The sequence below is a fragment of the Citricoccus sp. SGAir0253 genome, from assembly GCF_005877055.1.
Classification (GTDB): Bacteria; Actinomycetota; Actinomycetes; order Actinomycetales; family Micrococcaceae; genus Citricoccus.
Genome location: NZ_CP039424.1, coordinates 1,570,944 through 1,589,402 on the forward strand (window position 1 = coordinate 1,570,944; position 18,459 = coordinate 1,589,402).

General features: G+C 67.4%; 15 protein-coding genes and 2 riboswitches. Of the genes, 9 read left to right on the top strand and 6 right to left on the bottom strand.

Annotation, left to right across the window (positions count from 1 at the left end):
- Positions 1 to 2 precede the first annotated feature (2 nt).
- Both E7744_RS06975 and E7744_RS06980 read left to right on the top strand, forming a co-directional pair.
- Positions 3 to 191: a hypothetical protein gene (locus E7744_RS06975; protein ID WP_137773491.1), complete on the top strand. Its 189-nt coding sequence runs from the start codon at positions 3 to 5 to the stop codon at positions 189 to 191.
- 166 nt (positions 192 to 357) lie between these two features.
- Positions 358 to 1,251, top strand: a complete 894-nt coding sequence (locus tag E7744_RS06980) for a hypothetical protein (RefSeq protein ID WP_137773492.1) — start codon at positions 358 to 360, stop codon at positions 1,249 to 1,251.
- Between the two features lie 256 nt (positions 1,252 to 1,507).
- Here E7744_RS06980 and E7744_RS06985 read toward each other — a convergent pair whose 3' ends face one another.
- Positions 1,508 to 1,810 carry an Lsr2 family protein gene (locus tag E7744_RS06985; RefSeq protein ID WP_137773493.1) on the bottom strand — a complete coding sequence of 101 codons (303 nt, stop codon included), beginning with the start codon at positions 1,808 to 1,810 and terminating at the stop codon, positions 1,508 to 1,510.
- Between the two features lie 744 nt (positions 1,811 to 2,554).
- On the opposite strand from E7744_RS06985, the gene E7744_RS06990 reads away from it, so the two are divergent.
- The 4 genes from E7744_RS06990 to thiC all read left to right on the top strand — a co-directional run bounded on the left by E7744_RS06990 (position 2,555) and on the right by thiC (position 8,563).
- Positions 2,555 to 3,217, top strand: coding sequence for a winged helix-turn-helix domain-containing protein (locus E7744_RS06990; RefSeq protein WP_168199778.1), 663 nt, complete (start codon positions 2,555 to 2,557; stop codon positions 3,215 to 3,217).
- Positions 3,218 to 4,608: 1,391 nt separating this feature from the next.
- Positions 4,609 to 4,791: a hypothetical protein gene (locus tag E7744_RS06995; protein WP_137773495.1), complete on the top strand. Its 183-nt coding sequence runs from the start codon at positions 4,609 to 4,611 to the stop codon at positions 4,789 to 4,791.
- Between the two features lie 25 nt (positions 4,792 to 4,816).
- The gene (locus tag E7744_RS07000) at positions 4,817 to 6,232 is read left to right on the top strand and encodes an amidase (RefSeq protein ID WP_137773496.1); all 1,416 of its coding nucleotides are present in this window, start codon (positions 4,817 to 4,819) and stop codon (positions 6,230 to 6,232) included.
- 492 nt (positions 6,233 to 6,724) lie between these two features.
- Positions 6,725 to 6,834, top strand: a riboswitch (TPP riboswitch).
- A complete protein-coding gene (thiC, locus tag E7744_RS07005) occupies positions 6,833 to 8,563 on the top strand; it encodes a phosphomethylpyrimidine synthase ThiC (RefSeq protein ID WP_137773497.1) in 1,731 nt (576 codons plus the stop codon). It overlaps the preceding riboswitch by 2 nt.
- Before the next feature lie 242 nt (positions 8,564 to 8,805).
- On the opposite strand, the gene E7744_RS07010 is transcribed toward thiC, so the two are convergent.
- Together E7744_RS07010 and E7744_RS07015 are read right to left on the bottom strand one after the other, a co-directional pair.
- Complete coding sequence (locus E7744_RS07010; RefSeq protein ID WP_168199779.1) at positions 8,806 to 10,239, bottom strand: glycerophosphodiester phosphodiesterase family protein; 1,434 nt, start codon at positions 10,237 to 10,239, stop codon at positions 8,806 to 8,808.
- Between the two features lie 313 nt (positions 10,240 to 10,552).
- Positions 10,553 to 11,110 carry a hypothetical protein gene (locus E7744_RS07015; protein ID WP_137773499.1) on the bottom strand — a complete coding sequence of 186 codons (558 nt, stop codon included), beginning with the start codon at positions 11,108 to 11,110 and terminating at the stop codon, positions 10,553 to 10,555.
- 359 nt (positions 11,111 to 11,469) lie between these two features.
- Here E7744_RS07015 and E7744_RS07020 point away from each other — a divergent pair, with 359 nt between their 5' ends.
- Complete coding sequence (locus tag E7744_RS07020; protein WP_137773500.1) at positions 11,470 to 12,441, top strand: arsenic resistance protein; 972 nt, start codon at positions 11,470 to 11,472, stop codon at positions 12,439 to 12,441.
- Positions 12,442 to 12,645: 204 nt separating this feature from the next.
- Positions 12,646 to 13,362 (top strand): potassium channel family protein, encoded by a 717-nt coding sequence (locus tag E7744_RS07025; RefSeq protein ID WP_137773501.1) that lies wholly within the window; start codon positions 12,646 to 12,648, stop codon positions 13,360 to 13,362.
- Between the two features lie 425 nt (positions 13,363 to 13,787).
- Here the strand turns inward: E7744_RS07025 and E7744_RS07030 are convergent, their stop codons facing one another.
- The 3 genes from E7744_RS07030 to E7744_RS07040 all read right to left on the bottom strand — a co-directional run bounded on the left by E7744_RS07030 (position 13,788) and on the right by E7744_RS07040 (position 17,546).
- The gene (locus E7744_RS07030) at positions 13,788 to 14,159 is read right to left on the bottom strand and encodes a hypothetical protein (RefSeq protein ID WP_137773502.1); all 372 of its coding nucleotides are present in this window, start codon (positions 14,157 to 14,159) and stop codon (positions 13,788 to 13,790) included.
- A gap of 159 nt (positions 14,160 to 14,318) precedes the next feature.
- On the bottom strand, positions 14,319 to 15,677 hold the full coding sequence (gene mgtE / locus E7744_RS07035) for a magnesium transporter (RefSeq protein ID WP_137773503.1): 1,359 nt from the start codon (positions 15,675 to 15,677) through the stop codon (positions 14,319 to 14,321).
- Between the two features lie 382 nt (positions 15,678 to 16,059).
- Positions 16,060 to 16,233: riboswitch (M-box (ykoK) riboswitch) on the bottom strand.
- A gap of 851 nt (positions 16,234 to 17,084) precedes the next feature.
- Entirely contained in the window at positions 17,085 to 17,546 is a 462-nt protein-coding gene (locus tag E7744_RS07040; RefSeq protein WP_137773504.1) for a DUF2127 domain-containing protein, read from the bottom strand.
- A gap of 361 nt (positions 17,547 to 17,907) precedes the next feature.
- On the opposite strand from E7744_RS07040, the gene E7744_RS07045 reads away from it, so the two are divergent.
- On the top strand, positions 17,908 to 18,393 hold the full coding sequence (locus E7744_RS07045; RefSeq protein ID WP_137773505.1) for a universal stress protein: 486 nt from the start codon (positions 17,908 to 17,910) through the stop codon (positions 18,391 to 18,393).
- The last annotated feature ends 66 nt before the right edge of the window (positions 18,394 to 18,459 follow it).

Below are 18,459 nucleotides of genomic sequence, written 5' to 3' on the forward strand. Positions count from 1 at the left end.
ACATGGAAGAAAAGCAGACCAGTGTGTTCGCCAACTACAGCGCGATGGTTGCCATCGGGGCTGTCCTGACCCTCGCCGGTTTCGTGCTGGGATTCGGCGCTGAAGGAGCAGTCAACGTCGTCATGGTGTTGGGCATGCTGCTCGTCATCGTCGGCTACCTCCGACGCATCGCCCGCGCCCTGGAACGGTGAAGGTGAGCCGCACCTGGGCGGTCGCCAGTGGTGGGATACGGTCGCTGTCGTGACACATGACCGCCGCCCCCGCGTCTGGAGGCCAGATCCCAGAGACGATGCCTTGCCGCCTGCGAGGGCAGCAGAAGCCGCTGCTTGGAAGCGCAAAGTCTATTCAGAGTTCGACTTGTCGTCCTTCGAGCGACGGCGCGAAAAGTTCTGGAAGTCAGTGTTTGCCGACCCCATCTTCGACTTGGACAAAGAGGTCGATCACGTACTTCGCGCTAGGCCCGACGGGCCCCTTCTCTTCCCGTTCAGTTGGGATGAGATTCCTGCGGGCACAGAACTGTGGCGGGCAAGAGAAATGGACGCGGACGCGATCAACGCGGGCATCACCGAGGGAGACCTTTGGGAGCCCCCCGCCGCTGTGGCCACTGCAGGCCGGTTCAATGAGGCGAATGAGCCACTGCTGTACACATGCATCGGCCTTCCGATCCAAACGCTTACCGAAGCCCGAGTACTCAACCCGAATGCCTCGTTCATCCTGATCGGTTACGAGCTCGTTGAGTCCCTGAATGCCAAGAGAGTTGGGGTCACCCAGGACACGACCCTGACAGCGAGACAGCAGAAGATCGAACACAAGATATCCGAGTTCCTCGCACAGGTCGTCTCAATCCCCGCCGAATCAATGGGCTCAACTACCTACGAGCACACTCAGCGCCTGCTGCGCGATTTTTACCGCCTGGAGGAAGGGTGGGAATCGGGATGGATTTACTGGTCCACCCTGGCGGATCCCGACGCCGAAGATCTCAACCTGGAACCTCTGAACCTTGCCATCGAGCCGACGGACGCACACTCCAAACTCACGGTTCGTTATGTCTTAGCCGGCACGCAGCAGGAGTACAAGGACGGTCAGCACCACATCGCCCTGCACGCATATGCCTCGGGACAATGTGACGGGGATGGGCGCTTGTCATTCAAGAGCTTTCCCCACGAACAACTCTCCTCGTTGCAGGACTACTTCGACCACTTGGACGCCGAATTCGAAGACTCTCCTATCGGGGCGCAGGCCATCGTCTAGCAGCGCGACCGTCGAACCGGTCTCGCAACCTAAGGGTTGCAAGATGTCTCATGTGCCCCTTCGGTGGTTCATGTCAAGTGTGCGGATTTCTGCGTCCTTGTCGACGCCCTTGATTCTCACAACCATGTATCGCAGTTTCGAAGACCGGATTCGTGTCTTCAATCTTGGTTGTGAGACATGCGGGGCGGTCGTGACGTTGCGGCGGGCAGGCCGAATCGACGAGGGGCGCCGGATGCCGTCATAGCCGGCGGGCTGGCTATTTTTGTCCGGCGGCGTTGTAGGCGGCGACGATGTCCTGATGGATGCGGCCACGGTCGGGAATTTCGTAGCCATTCTGCTTGGCCCACTGGCGGATGGCCGCGGCCTGTCGGCGCGGGGCCGGGGGTGCGATGGCCCGTCCGGCGCGGACGTAGGCCTTCAAGTCTTGGCGTAGCTGCTTGGCGTGGGCGGCGGACAGGTCGATCTCGTAGTGGCGGCCGTCCACTCCGAAGGTGATGGTCTCTCGGGCCGGGGTGCCGTCGAGGTCATCGATCAGGACTACTTCAGCCTTCTGGGCCATATGCTCCTCAATCCCTGTTCTCCGGGGGGCCGCTCGGCATCGCCCCATGTCGGTGTCGCATCGTGCCTCTGCCGATAGGCATGTTCCACGGCTAGTATGTCGGTTCTGCCTTGATTGAGACGGACCGGCTACCGAACCGCATGTTGGCGGACTATGGAAGGATCACACATGAACTCGCACGACACCCGGGACCCGGCCGAGGATGCCCGGCTACTGGCCATCCTGGCCACCGGTGATGACCAACTCGAGGACTGACGCGCGCCGCCGGGACGCGATCGAGAAGGCCGCCCTGGCCCTGGACGGGGTCCATCGCTCCTACGGCGGGCCCGTCCCGGATCTGACGGAATGCCGGTACCGGGCCAGCGTCGCGATCGCGGCCTACGAGGCGCACCTCGACGCCACGGCCGCCTCCGCCACGGACAGGTCGGTGAGAGCCAGCTACCCCGGCCGCGCCACACCCTCAACCGGCATAGCCCCGGCAACTCGGCCCCATCATTCTGGCCCGACTGAGCCAGGCTCCTGAGCCCAAGCCTCAGCGGTATCCGCCAGTCCCTGGCGCCAGTTGGAATGCTTCCCTCGTTGTTCATCTGGGACGCACGTGCTGCTCGTACCGGCAAGTCACCATGGGACGTCGATGCCCCATGTCCTGTCGCCACCCAGGAGCGCGCCCATGACCGGCCACTGCTTGCCCACCCTTGAGCCCGCCGCTCCCCACGGGCGGTCATGAGCAGGCGGATCCTCCTGGTGGAAGAGGAGGCATGCACCGGCCAACCGCTGGCGGGCCCGCTGGCCGCCGAGGGGTTCGGGGTGGTGGTCGCGGCCGACCGCGCCGGCCTGCGCGAGTGGCTGGCGCACCGGGACCCGGACCTGGTCCTGTTGGAATTGCTGTGCCCGGGGCGCGATGGTGCCGAGCTGTGCCGGTGGATCCGGGACCGCTCGGACGTGCCGGTCATCCTGGTCGCTGCCCAGGAGGATGAATCCGCCCTGATCCGCGCCCTGGTCGCGGGGGCGGATGACTACCTCACGATGCCGTTCTCCTTGCAGGAACTCACCGCGCGGATCCGGGCGGTGCTGCGGCGCAGCGCCCCGCCGGAGATCCTGTTGCCGGACACCATGGAGGCCGGGGACGTCCGGATCGACCTGACCCGCCATCGGCTCACGGTCCGCGGTCAGCCGGCGGCCCTGCCCCTGTTCCTGTTCACCCTGCTGGTCACGTTGATGCGCAACCGGGGACGGGTGGTCTCCCGCGAGGAACTACGCGACCAACTCGGCCTGAGCGACACCAGCAACAACCCCAGGACGATCAACACCTACATCCGCCGGATCCGCGCGGTGATCGAAGCCGACCCGGCCCGGCCCCGTCACGTCAAGACCATCCGCGGACGCGGCTACATCTTCGACCCCTGAGCCTGTCCATCCTCCATCCGGTCAGGGTGGGCCCCGTCGGCGCTTCCTGGTCCTCGAGCCTCCAGGGTTGGCCCGGGCGGCCACGTAGGAGGATCTCGCCGTTCCCGGCGCCGGAACGCGGAACCGGACCTTGCTGCTGCGGACCGGCAGCCGGAATTTTCGACGGAGCAGGTCATCACTTTCTGCCAGCACCTATCCGCAGCGGGGTCCGATTGATACGCTTTCCGGGCTCCGGTGAGACGGTGCACGGGGTTGCGTGGAGGAACCTGCTCGGGGGAATCGAGCCCCTCCGGCGTAGACCCCACGTGAGGTGGCGCCCTTGCGGGCGCCACCTCACGCCGTCATGCTCACTGCGAGCTTGGTCGCGGTCGGCCGTGGTGTCACCCGCCCGCCCCCTCCCGACGCGTTGGGCATATGTCAGTCCATGTCAGGTCCGTTTTCGCTCGGCATGAGTGCTAATGTTTCGGCGGTCGGCGGCGTCCCCTCAATCCGTCAGCTGACATGTCGGGACGGCCCAGAGCCGTTGCGACCGGGCCGCCCCGCTTGCTGATCTCCTATCCACCAACCGGGGCGGCCTTCCAACGCCGGGGCGGCGGGATGAACGTCTCGGACGTCCCCCTGCCTGCCCCCCGGCCACCCCGTGATGGCTGGCGGGGGAAGGCCAGCACGAGTCATAGCATCGTGAACTCGGGCCGGGCGCTGGCCCACCGTGACCATCGGTCGCCTCGTGAACCGGCTTCCTCGCCGATGGCGGGCGAGCAGGTGGTGGTCGGCCTGCGCGGCCCCGGACCAGCAGTCGGGTGGGCGGAGGCTGGGTGTGCCCTCACGGGTCGGATGTGGACTCCGGGGCCAGACCCTGGCGGGGTCTGCCTGCAGTGGCGTACCACCATAGGGCCCCGGGTGCCTCGGGCCCGGAGTTCGGGCCGCGGAGCATCCGGTAGCCCTGCCTTGTGTCCTGCCAGAGCTCAGCGCGCACCAGGCGGTCGATGGGGCCGAGCTTGCCCTCGGAGAGCTCCCGGGCGACCGGGTGGCGGATAAGCCCGGTACGGCCATGGGTGGCGGTCCAGCTGCCGGCGCGAATGAACAGGCCCAGGGCCTCCCGCCCCTGAGCTCCGCGGAGCTCGGCGAGCCGGTGCACGTCTGGATGCCAGTCGAAGCTCCCCATCCCTGAACGCTAGGGTCACCGACCTGAGGACACCATCGTTGGCGGCGCGGCACTCCAGACCCGGTTCCGGGACGCAGGCCGGCACTCGGTGCGGTGGCGTCTGAATTCACCGGAAACAGGTATGGGTGGATGTGATGAGTGCCACGTCCGGGCGTGGCGGTGTGGCTAGACTCGCGGGACAGGAACCGCCCTTCTGGGAAGGGCTGAACACGGAGGCGAGCAGCGGATGAGTGGAGCCGAAGACCAGCAGGTGTGGGCGGCCGTGGTGCAGTCCACGGGCTTGTCCATCCCCGAGGCCGGGCGGGAGCCGTTTCAGGCGCTGGCCGGGGACATCCAGGCGCTGATGGGCCAGCTGCGCGGCACCGGCCTGGGGGAGACCCCGCCGGGATTCGCCTTCCATGCCCTGTGACTCCCCCTGTTGAAAGGACCCCGCCGTGGAACCCTATGAGTTGACCCTTGCCCAGTCCTCGGCGGCGATCGCCGCCGGCGAGCTGTCCCCGGTGGAGCTGACCGGGTCCTGCCTGCAGCTCATAGACGCCGCCGAGCCGCACCTGAACGCCATGGTCACCCGCACCGCGGAGGCCGCCCTGGCCCAGGCCGAGGCCGCGCAGGAGCAGATCGCCCGGACCGGCCCGCGCGGTCCCCTGCACGGGATCCCGTATGGGGCCAAGGACCTGTACAACACCCAGGGGGTGCTGACCACCTCCAGCTCGGCGGTGCGGGCCGAGTTCGTGCCCGATCAGGACAGCGCGGCGGTGGCCGCGTTGAACGAGGCCGGGATGGTGCTGTTGGGCAAGACCCACACCCACGAGTTCGCCTTCGGGGGCATCACGCCCACCACCCGCAACCCCTGGGACACCACCCGGGTGCCCGGCGGGTCCAGTGGCGGGTCGGCCGCCGCGGTGGCCGCCGGGTACTTCCCGATCGCGCTGGGCACCGACACGGCCGGGTCGATCCGGATCCCGTCCTCCGTGTGTGGCACGGTCGGGATCAAGCCGACCTACGGGCGCACCTCCCGGTACGGGGTCGCGTCTCTGTCCTGGTCCCTGGACCACGTCGGGCCCATCACCCGAACCGTCGCCGACGCCGCCGTTGTGCTCGGCGCGCTGGCGGGGTACGACCCGCGGGACCCGGCCAGCGTGGACCGGACCGCCGAGGACTTCACGGTGGGGCTCGGCGCCGGGGTGGAGGGCCTGCGCATCGGGGTGCCGCAGAACTACTACACCGACGCGGTCGACCCCGATGTCGCCGCCGCCACCGCCCGGGCGGTAGAGGTGTTCCAGGACGCGGGGGCGATCATCGTCCCGGTCACCGTGCCCTTGAGCGAGCGGTACAAGGCCGCCGAGTGGGCGATCATGCTCGCCGAGGCCAGCGCCTACCACCGAGAGACGATGCGCTCTGACTACGAGCTCTACACCGAGGACGTGCGGGCGTTCCTCGAGGTCGGGGAGACCATCCTGGCCGCCGACTACATCGACGCCCACCGCCACCGTCAGCAGATCAAGACCGCCTGGCAGCAGCTGCTCACCGACGTGGACCTGGTCCTCGCCCCGACCACGCCCATGCCGGCCGTCCCGGCAGACCAGCTCATGTACGAATGGGCCGACGGGACCCGCGAGCACGCCACCGAGGGCTACACCCGGCTCTGCATCCCCGCCAACCTCACGGGCCTGCCGGCGATCTCCGTGCCCAGCGGCTTCACCGACACGGGCCTGCCCCTGGGGGTGCAGCTCATCGGCCGAGCCTTCGAGGAGGCCACCGTGCTGCGCGCGGCCCACCACTTCGAGACCGCAAACGACCACGTCGGGCGCCTCGCTCCCTTTCAGGACGCCACCGCAGGACGGGCCTGACCCACCCACCGCTCCAGGATCAGTGGGGGCCAAGCTCCACCAGTGGTGTCGCCCGCAGGAACACGTGGCTCGGTTCTCGCCGCAGTGTCTCGTGTTGTCGCCGCACGCTGGTCCCCGACAGTCGCGTCTGTACCCATGGTCGGGGCCGTCGTCGAGCGGCCACGGAGGGCCGCCGGTTGGCCATCAGCTCGGCACGTAGACACATGGTGCGTCGCCGCCGGCAGGTCACCTGCTCCGGCCTCCGGACACCGCTCCGGGGCACCCTGTCGAGCGTGGGTGTTGGACCGGAGGGGACCAGCAGTTGGCATCTGGCCAGCCGCTGGGCGACTGCGACGCCCCCGTCGTGAGGGGAGGCTCATCGGCCACGACCCTGGCCGGGCTGGGTGACGCCAGGGGCAGGAGCAAGTACGGGACCGGTGACCGAGGCCGGCGAGGATGAGAAGGCATCGGAAAGTGGACACGGCTGGGGAGGGGACGGGGTGTTAGGGTCGGTGCCGTCCACACGGGTGCCCCACTGCAGGGGCTGAGATCGGGCTGAGGCAGCCTGCGACCGTCGAACCTGTCCGGGTCATGCCGGCGAAGGAAGTAGGAACATTTCCCATGAGTGCATCAGATGCGCACGTCCTTTCGTATGTCCACGATGCCGCGCACGGGCTGGCCGTGCCGGTTACCGAGATCGCCCTGGGGGACTCTCCTGGCGGGGTGCCCAATCCGCCGCTGCGGGTGTACCGGACGGCCGGCCCGGGCAGTGACCCGGTGGTCGGGCTGCCCCCGACGCGTGGATCGTGGATCCGAGGCCGCGATGACGTTGAGGAGTACGCGGGGCGCGAGCGGAACTTGCTCGATGACGGCCGTTCCGCGATCCGGCGTGGCGAGGCCTCCCAGGAGTGGAAGGGCGCCCGCCCGGTGCCGCTGCGCGCCAAGGCCGGCCGGACCGTCACCCAGATGCACTACGCCCGGGGCGGGATCATCACCGAGGAGATGCGCTACGTGGCCCTGCGGGAGAACTGCGACGTCGAACTCGTGCGCTCGGAGGTCGCCGCCGGGCGGGCGATCATCCCGGCCAACATCAACCACCCCGAGTCTGAGCCGATGATCATCGGCAAGGCGTTCCTGGTGAAGATCAACGCGAACATCGGCAACTCCGCGGTCACCAGCTCCATCGCCGAGGAGGTGGACAAGATGCAGTGGGCTACCCGGTGGGGCGCGGACACCGTCATGGACCTGTCCACCGGGGACGACATCCACACCACCCGGGAGTGGATCATCCGCAACTCCCCGGTGCCGATCGGTACCGTGCCGATCTACCAGGCCCTGGAGAAGGTCAACGGTGAGGCCAACGCCTTGACCTGGGAGATCTACCGGGACACCGTGATCGAGCAGTGTGAGCAGGGCGTGGACTACATGACCGTCCACGCCGGGGTGCTGCTGCGCTACGTGCCGCTGACCGCGGACCGGGTCACCGGGATCGTCTCCCGCGGGGGGTCGATCATGGCCGGGTGGTGCCTGGCCCACCACGAGGAGAACTTCCTCTACACCCACTTCGACGAGTTGTGTGAGATCTTCGCCCGCTACGACGTCGCGTTCTCCCTGGGCGACGGGCTGCGCCCCGGCTCGATCGCCGACGCCAACGACGCCGCACAGTTCGCCGAACTCGACACCCTGGCCGAACTCACCGCCCGGGCGTGGGAACACGACGTCCAGGTGATGGTCGAGGGCCCCGGGCACATCCCCCTGCATCTGGTCCGGGAGAACGTGGAGCGCCAGCAGGCGTTGTGCCACGGCGCCCCGTTCTACACCCTGGGCCCCCTCGTGACGGACATCGCCCCGGGCTATGACCACATCACGAGTGCCATCGGGGCCACCGAGATCGCCCGGTACGGCACGGCGATGCTCTGCTACGTGACCCCGAAGGAGCACCTGGGACTGCCGAACAAGGACGACGTGAAGACCGGGGTCATCACCTACAAGATCGCCGCCCATGCCGCGGACCTGGCCAAGGGCCACCCGGGGGCGACCGCGCGGGACGATGCCCTGTCCCGGGCCCGGTTCGAGTTCCGGTGGCGGGACCAGTTCGCCCTGTCCCTGGACCCGGACACCGCTGAGGCCTTCCACGATGAGACGCTGCCGGCCGAACCGGCCAAGACGGCCCACTTCTGCTCCATGTGCGGGCCGAAGTTCTGCTCCATGCGCATCTCCCAAGACATCCGCGACCAGTACGGCAGCGCACAGGCCCAAGAGGCGATCGCCGGCATGCAGGCCAAGTCCGCGCAGTTCCGGGCCGCAGGATCCAAGGTCTACCTCGACGCCCCCGCCGTTCCCAGCGCCTGAGCAGCGCAGCCCCGGCGCCAGCCACGGAGCGAACGGCCCACTGCCGGAACCAGGCCGAACCCCTGGACTGTGCATCAGATGCAACCCACATGATCCGAAAGGGAATCGATGACCGGCTGTGGTCCCACCAGGTTGATGGGTGGGCGCCGCGCGGCCGACGGTGTCGTCGGTTGGTAAGTACACCAGAGGGGTCGGCGGGTGATGGCCGGCCCCTCTGGTGTCCTGCTCTGGATGGCGGTGTGCTATCGAGCGGTGAGGCCCATGTCCATCAGGTCCTGGTCCGCGCGCTGGCCGCGGTCGAGCTGGAGCCAGTCGACGCTCATGTAGTCGGGGTGGGTGAAGGACAGTTTGATCTGATGGGTGCCCTTGTCGAGCCTGTACTGACCGAGATCGGTGACGGTGAAGGCCCGGTTGTGCGTGGTGTTCGGCAGGGCCACCGGGTCGCCGGCACCCTCGCCGGTGTTCACGGTGACGGTCCCGCCGGGCTCGGTATCCGCCGAGTGGCGCAGGCTCAGGTCGTACATGCCCGGCTGGTCGACCTCCACCTCCAGGGTGAAGAACTCGCCCTCACGGACGTACTGGACGATATGCGCCCCGTCGAGGTCACACGCATCCACCGGGGACTCCGGGTTGCGGATGGCCTTGCCCGCAGCGCAGTCATTGCGGTCGTTGCTGTCCGCGTAGTGCGCGGGGTCATCCAGGTAGTCCTCGGCCTGGACCCGGATGCTGGAGGGCTTCATCCCCGCGCGGGTCACGTCGGTGCCCGCGCGCCAGGCGTTGATCATGCGCACGTCGTCGGTCTGGATGACATCGGCGCCCATGTCCACCAGGGCCTGCCAGCCCAGGTCGGGGTCCCGCAGAGAGGCCTCATCGGTGTAGCCGCCGCCGACGGAGTTCCACATGGAGTTCAGCCACAGGTCGGTCTGGGCCTCGATGGCGGCCAAGTACTCGGGCTGGGCCTGGGCGTCGTCCATCGTGTTGAACGCGACCTCGATGGCGTCGGGCATGTGGGTGGTGAACTTGGCGAAGTCGCCCACCTGGTTGTCGTTGATGATGTGCATGTATTGGGCCTGCGGGTAGGCGGCCATGAACGCGTTGGCCTCCTCGGCGTCGGGGGCACCCTTGAACAATCCGTAGTCGACCATGCCGGCGGCCCCGAGCTCGGCCATCAGCTGCTCGCGGTACTCCCAGCCCTTGTCGAGGTTGAGCAGGATGTTCTGGCCCTTCACGGCCTCCAGGGTCTCGGTGAAGGTGGGAACCTGCAGGTCGGTCACCGGGGCCGGGCCGTTGCCCTGACCTTGGCGCAGGCGCAGGTCCTTGACCTGGGCCAGGGTGAGGTCTTCGACGCGCCCGGTCCCGTTGGTGGTGCGATCGACGGTGGCGTCGTGCATCAACACCAGGTGCCCGTCCTGGGTGCGCTTGATGTCGATCTCGATCACCTCGGCGCCGTCCTCGGCGGCCTTCAGGATCCCGGGCAGCGAGTTCTCGGGGTAGTCACGCCACTGGCCCCGGTGGGCGGCAACCCACACCTGGGACTCGTCCTCCAAGGGCAGGGACAGGGATGCCGGCGTATCGGTGGACTGGTTCTGCCCCGGGGCGGGGGACCCGATCGCCGGCGCGGAGGCGCCAAGCGCGAGCGTGCTGATAGCGGTGCTGGTGAGGATGACTCGGCTCAATCTATGCATGCCGTGAACCGTGCCAGCAGCACCAGAATCACCGCCTCCTTGTCCAGAAATTCCACATGACGGGAACCTGAACACTGGCCATGTTGACAACAGGCGCGGGGCATCCAGGCAGTCGGCCCGGGTGGAGGCCAATCAGCTGGAGTGTCTCGTAGCCCATCCTCGTCCGGGCATGCACGTACAGGCCGATGACAGCGACCGCTGCCGCGGCTAAGCCTGCCAGACGTCAAGGCGTCGACTGTCTGCGCCGGAGGGTATCGACCTCGTGGTCTGCCACTCTTGAGGCCGTCAGGGCAGTGCCGCCTGCTCAGCGGTGGATGAGGTGCCCCCAATCCAATGCGCTGCTCAACGACCGGTCGCTGAAGCCGGGGTGCGACCGGCGCAGGCGGGCCATGTTCGATTCGTGTTCCCAGGAGCCGTACCCCATGCGGATGGCCTCGTCGATGAGGGCGTCACAGCGGTGCACGGCCTCGGTAACCTGTTCGCGCGAATACAGGTCCCCCAGGGCGTCTATGAGGTTGATCCGGCCGAGGCCGTATTCCCCGACGCGGTCGGAGAAGCGTCGATTGAAGTAGTGGATCGTGAACACCGCGTCGAGTGGATCGAGCTGGCGGGCCTCGGTGATCAGCTGCTCCCGGCGGGACATGACGCGCACCTGCTCCTCGTCGATCCGGGTCAGGGCGGCATCGAGCTCTGCCTCGTAGCGCTCCGGCGGGAATCCCGGGAGGTTGGCCTGCATCCGCTCGAGCACGGCCTCCCGGAAGTCCTTTCCTTCGACCACCCGGCCGCCGAAGTGCATGGCCATCGAGCGCAACCCGGACTCCCGATCCTCCCGTGTGCCGTCCGCTCGGTCCGCGTTGCCCATGGGGCTCCAATCTCTCTGGTGCGCCCGGTCCTGCCGCGCGTGAAGCTTCATGGTCCCGACATTACTGACCGGGGCGCACAGGACCCTCAGTCACGAAGCTGTCCGGGACAGAATGACCGTTTGCGTTCCGGAGAGGATCCCCCTACGGGTAAGAACCGTCGCACATGCAGCCGTCGGCAACTCCATCGAATGGGCACCGTAAGTCGTTCCTCTTGTGGACCGCGTTGGGGTGGCCTCTGGAGAATCGTGCAGCCCACTTATGAAGTTAGTGTCGTCGACTTTTGATAATCACAGCCACGTCTCCCCGACCGGCAGCTGCGCGAGGATGGTCGTAAGGTTCTCTCCCGGAAAGGACACACATGATCGGCTGGCTGGAACGGTGGCAAATCCCCCTATACCTGGCCGCCCTCGGGGTCGGCGCGGTGTTCGGGCTGGCCGCCCCGTCCACCGCCCCGGCCCTGGAGCTGGCGATCAACCCGGTACTGATGGTGCTGCTGTACGCCACGTTCCTGGGCGTGCCACTGACCCGGCTGGGCCGGGCCCTGCGCGATGGCCGCTTCCTGACCGGGTTGCTGGTGCTGAACTTCATCGTCGTCCCGGTCGTGGTCTACGCGCTCTCCAGGTTCGTCGCCGACGACCAGGCCCTGCTGCTGGGGGTGTTGCTGGTGCTGCTGACCCCGTGCATCGACTACGTCATCGTCTTCTCCGGCCTCGCCGGGGCCGCCCACGACCGGCTGCTGGCCGCGGCCCCGCTGCTGATGCTCGCGCAGATGCTGCTGCTGCCTGCCTACCTGGGCCTGTTCATGGGCCCAGGACTGTTCCAGGTTCTAGACGTCGCCCCGTTCCTCGAGGCCTTCCTGCTGTTGATCGTCGCCCCGCTGACCCTGGCCGCGATCACCCAGTACGTGGCCACCCGCTCCGCCGCCGCCCGGAAGGTCATGGAGGTGATGGAGGCGTTGATGGTGCCGCTGATGATGACCACCCTCGCCGTCGTGGTCGCCTCCCAGATCGCCGCCGTCCGGGCGGATCTGTCCTCGCTGCTGCGGGTCATCCCGCTCTACGTCGCCTTCCTGGTCGTGATGGTCCCGCTGGGGGTGCTCGCCGGTCGGGTCTTCGGCCAGGACGCGCCGGCGACCCGGGCGGTGGTGTTCTCCGGGGCCACCCGTAACTCCCTGGTCGTGCTGCCCCTGGCCCTGGCTCTGCCCGAGTCCCTGGCCCTGGCCGCGGTCGTCGTGGTCACCCAGACCCTCGTCGAGCTCGTCGGCATGGTTACCTACGTCCGGCTCATCCCACGCCTAGTTCCACACCCCGCGGTCCCCGCGCCGCACTGACCGCGCCCGGCGAAGGAATGACGGTGTTCTGCGATCGCTAGGCGGCGGCGCCGTCCATGGGCCCAGGCGTACCCGTTTGGGGATCCCTCGCTGGGACGGTGCCGGCTAACGCCTTCTTAGTTCCCCGCGGGACCGGTGGGGGTTCGTTTCCTGGGACAGGTTCTCGGGGCGCTCTCGTAGTGGACTTCGGGCTTTACTGGAGGGATGACCATGGAACGATGGCGGACGCTCACGGAATGGCCCCTCATGCTTTTGGCAGTGGCCTACCTGGCTGTGTACAGCTGGGAAGTCCTCTCGCCCCAGACGATCCCGGAAGGCCCGGCTTCGGCAGCTCTCCAAGCCATCTGGATTGCTTTCGCCGTCCACTACGCCGTCAGCCTCATCCTGGCGCCGGCCAAGCGCTCTTGGTTCCTCCGGAACCTGCATGAGCTAGCGATCGTTGCCCTGCCGATGCTGCGTCCCCTGCGTCTGCTTCGGCTGCTAGCCACCCTGAACGTGATCAACAAGATCGCCGGCACCGCCCTGCGTGGTCGGGTGCTCATCTACGTCACGGGCGGCTCGGCACTGCTGGTCTACATCGCTGCCCTGGCCATGTACGACGCCGAGGCGGGGCACCCGGATTCTCTGATCACCCGGTTCGGAGACGCCGTGTGGTGGGCCATCGTGAGTGTGACGACCGTGGGATATGGGGATCTCTACCCGGTGACACTCACCGGCCGCCTGATCGCTATAGGCCTGATGATCTACGGCATCGCCCTGCTCGGGGTGGTGACCGCGACCCTGGCCTCCTGGATCATCGAGCAGGTAGCGGCGGAGGAGGAGAAAAGCACCGCAGCGACCGAGGCCCACATCGACCGGCTCGGTGCCGAGATCGCAGAGCTCCGCCGCTTCCTGACAGACGGCACCCAGCGACCTTCATGACCCATCGTTGACGAGACGGTTTCAAGGGAAATCCCTGCCCCTCCTGCCCTCTCCGGGGTGCTGCCTGGGGTGTTCTTGGTCTCTTCCTCAGATCTTCCCCCGCGCCTCCGTTCCCCTGCTCAGCACCCGACTAGCGTCTCCCTCAGGTGCCCCCGTCCCTTCGCCTTCTCCAGGCGCATCCCCCTCCGGGGTGGGGGCACCTTCCTCGGGTAGGGGATGCCTCCGAATCGTTCGTCGGCCGCTACCGCACCGCAAAGGCATCGCGGCCTGTGCCTCGGCGGATGCCGGCCAAGAGCCCGTTCAACTGCCGGCCCAACCTAGCCGGTGATGGGAAACTCGCCCCGCTTCGCAGCATGCACTGTAAATCGCAAAGGTAACTGGCCGGTTCTCGCAAAGCTATCTGACCGTTAGCGCTCAGGCGGGCCTTAAGGTCTGGAGCGACTGGGGGCGGTTTCTCTCCAGTAGAACACGATGCCGGCGATGAAGAGCCCTATCGGCAGGAACGGCACCTGCAGGGTGATGGTAGTGATCGTGGCGGAGGCCAGGATTGCCAGCGCGATAAGGTGGCGCTTCGTGATTCGGTGGCTTATCCCGGTGGGCTGTCCGTGGGGGGCTGGAGTGCGCTCGGCCGAGAGTGTCCGCCGGTCGCGTTCGGGTTCCTCCGCGATCAGGTTCACGAGGGCCAGAGGCACCTGCGTCATGGAGGCGATGTCCTCCTCACGGTGACCGCGGGCCAGCAGATGCGGGACCAGCAGGGTGCGGATCCCGGCTTGGTCGTCTCGGTCGCGCTGACTCATGGGTGCCCCACCGTGGTGATCGTCTTAGCACTGAAACCAGTCCAGGCGCGGCCCCGGCTCAGCGAGCTCGGGGGCCGTACCAGCAGTATCCGTCGGGCAGGGCCTTGGGAACAAGGTGGGGGCCCGGGGTGGGATCGGGCCCCGAGACGCGGAGGAGGGTCAGATGTTGAGGATGGCGCGGGCGATCAGGAAGTAGACGATCAGGCCGGTGGCGTCCACGAAGGTCGTGATGAAGGGGTTGGAGAACACGGCCGGGTCGGCCCGGATTGCCTTTCCGATCAGCGGCATTATCCCGCCGACGGTCGCGGCCATCGTGCAGATGCTCAGCAGGGTCAGGCCGATGACCCCTCCGATCTGCACGTCGTACACCAGGGCGGCTATGGCGAATCCCACCGAGCCCAGCAGCAGGCCCAGCGAGGACCCTACCCGGACTTCGCGGGCCAGCACTTGCCCGATGTCGCGCGGGCGCACATCTCCCAGGGCCAGCGCCCTGGTCACCGTCGTGGCGGCCTGATTGCCCGTATTGCCCCCGATACCGATGAGCAGGGGGATGAACAAGGTGAGCACCACCATCTGCTCCAGGGTGTCCTCGAAGACGGAGAGGACCTGGACGGTCAGTGTGGCGCCGATGGCCAGCACCAGCAACCACACGATCCTGGAGCGGACGATATTCCTAACCGGTGTGGCCAGATACGGCCGCCGCAGCGGCTCACTACCGCTGATGCGGGCGGCGTCCTCGGACTCGGCGTCCTCCAGGATCCACAGGGCGTCATCGACGGTGAGGATCCCCACGAGCCGGGCCTCGTTGTCCACGACCGGAAGGGCCAGGATCCTCAGGTCGGCACAGCGCCGGGCGGCGCTCTCGGCGGTCACGGTGGCCTGGACGTATTCAGGTGCGTGCATCAGGGCCGAGACCGGCTCCTGCGGGTGCGCGCGCATCAGATCGCGCAGGCTCACCACGCCCACCACGCGCCGCTGCCCGTCCAGCACCGGCAGCGTGTAGATGGTCTCGGCGTCCTCGAGGCGCTCATGGATCCGGTCCAGGCTCTGCCCGGCCGTCAACTCCGGGTGGGTCACCACGTACTCCGGGCTCATCCGGCGCCCGATCGACCCCTGCGGATATCCCAGCACTTCTGCGGTGAGGTCCCGCTCCTCCGGTGGCAGGCCCAGCAACAGTCGCCGGGCCACGGTCGCCGGGAGTTCATCCAGCAATCCCACCCGGTCATCGGGATCGAGGTCGGCGAAGAGCAACGCCACCTCCTCATCCTTCAACCCCTGGACCAGCTCTCCCTGCAGGGTGGCATCGAGGCCTTCGAAGACCTCCAACGCCTGGCCCTTGGGCAATAACCGGAACACCACCGCCCGGTCCTTGACGTTCAAGCGTTCGGCCACGTCGATCACCTGGGACGCGGACAACTGGTGCACCACCGTGGACAGTTCCTGCAGGTCTTTGCCCCCGAGCGCGCGGTCCACGGCCTCGATGACCGCCTCTTCACTTGTCATCGTCTTCTCATCCATGCCCATGACCTCTTCCAACACTCTCAGCCCGCCCCGCGGTACGTGCAGGCGAGTTCTCAACGGTGGATCGGCGCTAGCGAACGGCCAGCCGCCCCACACCAGGCCAGATTCACGGCCTCGGTGGGACTGACTGGGTCACTGCATACCGGGTAGGCGCCCCAGGCCGCCCTGCTGGTGTTGAACCGGGAGGGCGGGCGGCGACACGGTTGGGCCGCGCTCGAGTTGGCCTCAGGAAGGTCGCAGGGCAGCGCGAGCGGCGGCGGTAGATCGATCAGGTCCCTCGTCCAAAGGGTCGCCACCTCCTTGACTGCAGGCGGCCGTCGTGGTCCTCGTCCCCGCCCTGACAGTGCGGGACCGGACCCATGAAAGGCCGCGTGTTCGGTTCAAGCGCCCCACGTAAGAGCTTCAGCACTGCGCAACGTATCCGGCCCGACGCCGGAAGCCACCTCGGATCACCCCTTAATCCGGGAAGATCTGTCCTAACCTTGGGCATCTCTCGATGTCGTCAGATCAGCGGCCTGTATTCACGCAGAAGCCTCGCCTAACGATGCGCTTCCCTGCCAGCATAAAACGTCCCTGGCCCCTCCCCAAACAGGACGGCGATCCACACCTGGACCCCGACGCGCGCCCTGCCCGCAGGGCCGCACGCCGCAGACAAGAATGCCCTCGCCCCAGCGCGACACCAGCAAACCAAAGTCTCGCGGGGCCACTGCCCCTGTCGCCGACGTTGACGCGTGGGCTCGGACGCCGAACGCCGCGAACAGCTCCACCCCAATTCCTAACGGTCAGACACTAGGATCGTCCGGCCACGCTGGTGCCGAAGACCAGGCCCATCAGGTAGGTGGCGGCCGTGGCACCGTAGCCGATCGCCTTTCGGGATTCGGGCGCCACCGTCTTACGGGTCGACACGTCCGTGGGCGTTCGCCCCTGCAGGGAGCCGTGTGCCTCGTCGGTGGATGCCAGCTGGGGCCTGCCTGACGTTCATGGTGGGCTGACCGCCCGGTGGACACAACGGGCGGTCGACCAGTGCCTGCGGTCGCGCACCGCCCTCTGGGCCCGGTGGAGAAATTGACCCCAGGGAGGAGCCGGCACTGACGCGCGACCCGGATGACTCACTCCCCAACGCCCTCTCGATGGGGTCATACACCCGAACCCACCGAAGCTATGCCGGCTAGGGGCCCGATCCTGGGACGTGGGCATGCCCGGGGAGCTTGTAGGTGCGGTGTCCTAGAGGCATGGGTGCGGATCGCATCGCTTATCACTGATACTTTGCCTGTACCTCGCGGCCCTGCAGCGTTGCCAACCACCAGCGCTTTGTTGTGCTTCTCCCTGCACATTCATGGATGAGCCAGCGCGGTCGTGGGACGACGGGTGGCTGTAACGCGTCGGTGTGCTGACCGTCCTTGGCTAGGGCTCCGTGGCGGTGTTCCGGCGTTCGAGTTGGCGGTGATATTGGTGCCAGGTGAGGATGACGACCAGGATGTCGAAGACGGTGAGGGTGATTAGGCCGGCCGTGGGCGAGACGGCTAGCTGGTAGAGCTGGTAGGCGATGAAGGCCACCAGGACGCTGATCGTCCAGGGGTAGGCCCAGAGCCGGTTGGCCAGCAGGGCGGTGACGAGCACGACCTTGACCGCCCCGTGGGCCAGTAGATAGAGGGCGGCGTAGTGCACACCGGCGCCGGTGAGGGTTCCGGAGGCGTGCAGCAGGTGAGTGGCGATGAAGTCCTGGGGGTCCTCGGCGAGTTCCGGCTGCGTCAGCCGGAGGACGAACCGGTGGACCAGTGCCGGGTCGCCGAGCATCAGCATCAGGCCGCCGATGAGTTCGGCCACGCCGTCGAGCCCCTTGAGGATGATGCCCGCCAGGAACATGCGGTCTCACCAGTCACCGGCCCGCAGGATCCTCACCGCAGTGCATCCCCTTCACATCGCATCCCTGTGATTGCGCTCAGGCTGCCAGCGGAGTCGTGGCTGCTTGCCCCCTTGGCAGTGGGCCGCGGTGTGCGCCCCCTCAGGCAGACGCGTTCGGGCATAGGGAATGGTGCCACCCGGTCCGAGGCCCGGACAAGGACCCGGTGTCAGCGCAATTGCCACCGGTCGTGGCCGCCCGGAGGGGGCTTATCTGGTGGGGTATCCGATATTCGCTGGGGGATATTTCTCGGGTGCATCTCGATACCGCTGAGTGGACGGTGGCGCCGGGTGCGGGGCGGTGACGGAGTGAGCTGTGTCTGGGATGCTGGGCCTGATCCCTGGCCTCGGGCGTGGGGGAACTGCCAGGGGGGTGGGGGTGCAGGGAGTGAAGCCGGTCGTGGTCGGGGTGGATGGGTCTGTGGCCTCGGTGGAGGCTTTGCGCCAGGCCCGGGTTCTGGCCGGGCTGATGGGGTGCCCGGTGCAGGCGCTCATGGCGTGGCAACGACCGGAAACGACGTGGGAGTACTTGCCTCCGGCTGGGTTCAGCTTCGAGGAGGATGCCCGGACCCGGTTGGCCGATGCGGTCGCGCAGGCTCTGGGCGATGAGATGGCCTCGGGGGTGGAGCAGGTGGTCCGGGAGGGTTCTGCTGCCCGGGTGCTGCGCGAGGCCAGCCGGGGGGCAAGGATGCTGGTGGTCGGCAACCGGGGTCACGGCGGGTTGGCGGGCTTGTTGTTGGGTTCGGTGAGTTCGGCCGTGGCGGCCCATGCCGCCTGCTCGGTGTTGGTGGTCCACCGTCCTGCAGCATAAGGCCGCATCAGCGGGGGAGTGTGGTGGTGACGGTAACCAGCGGTGTGGTTCGGCGATGAGCTCGGC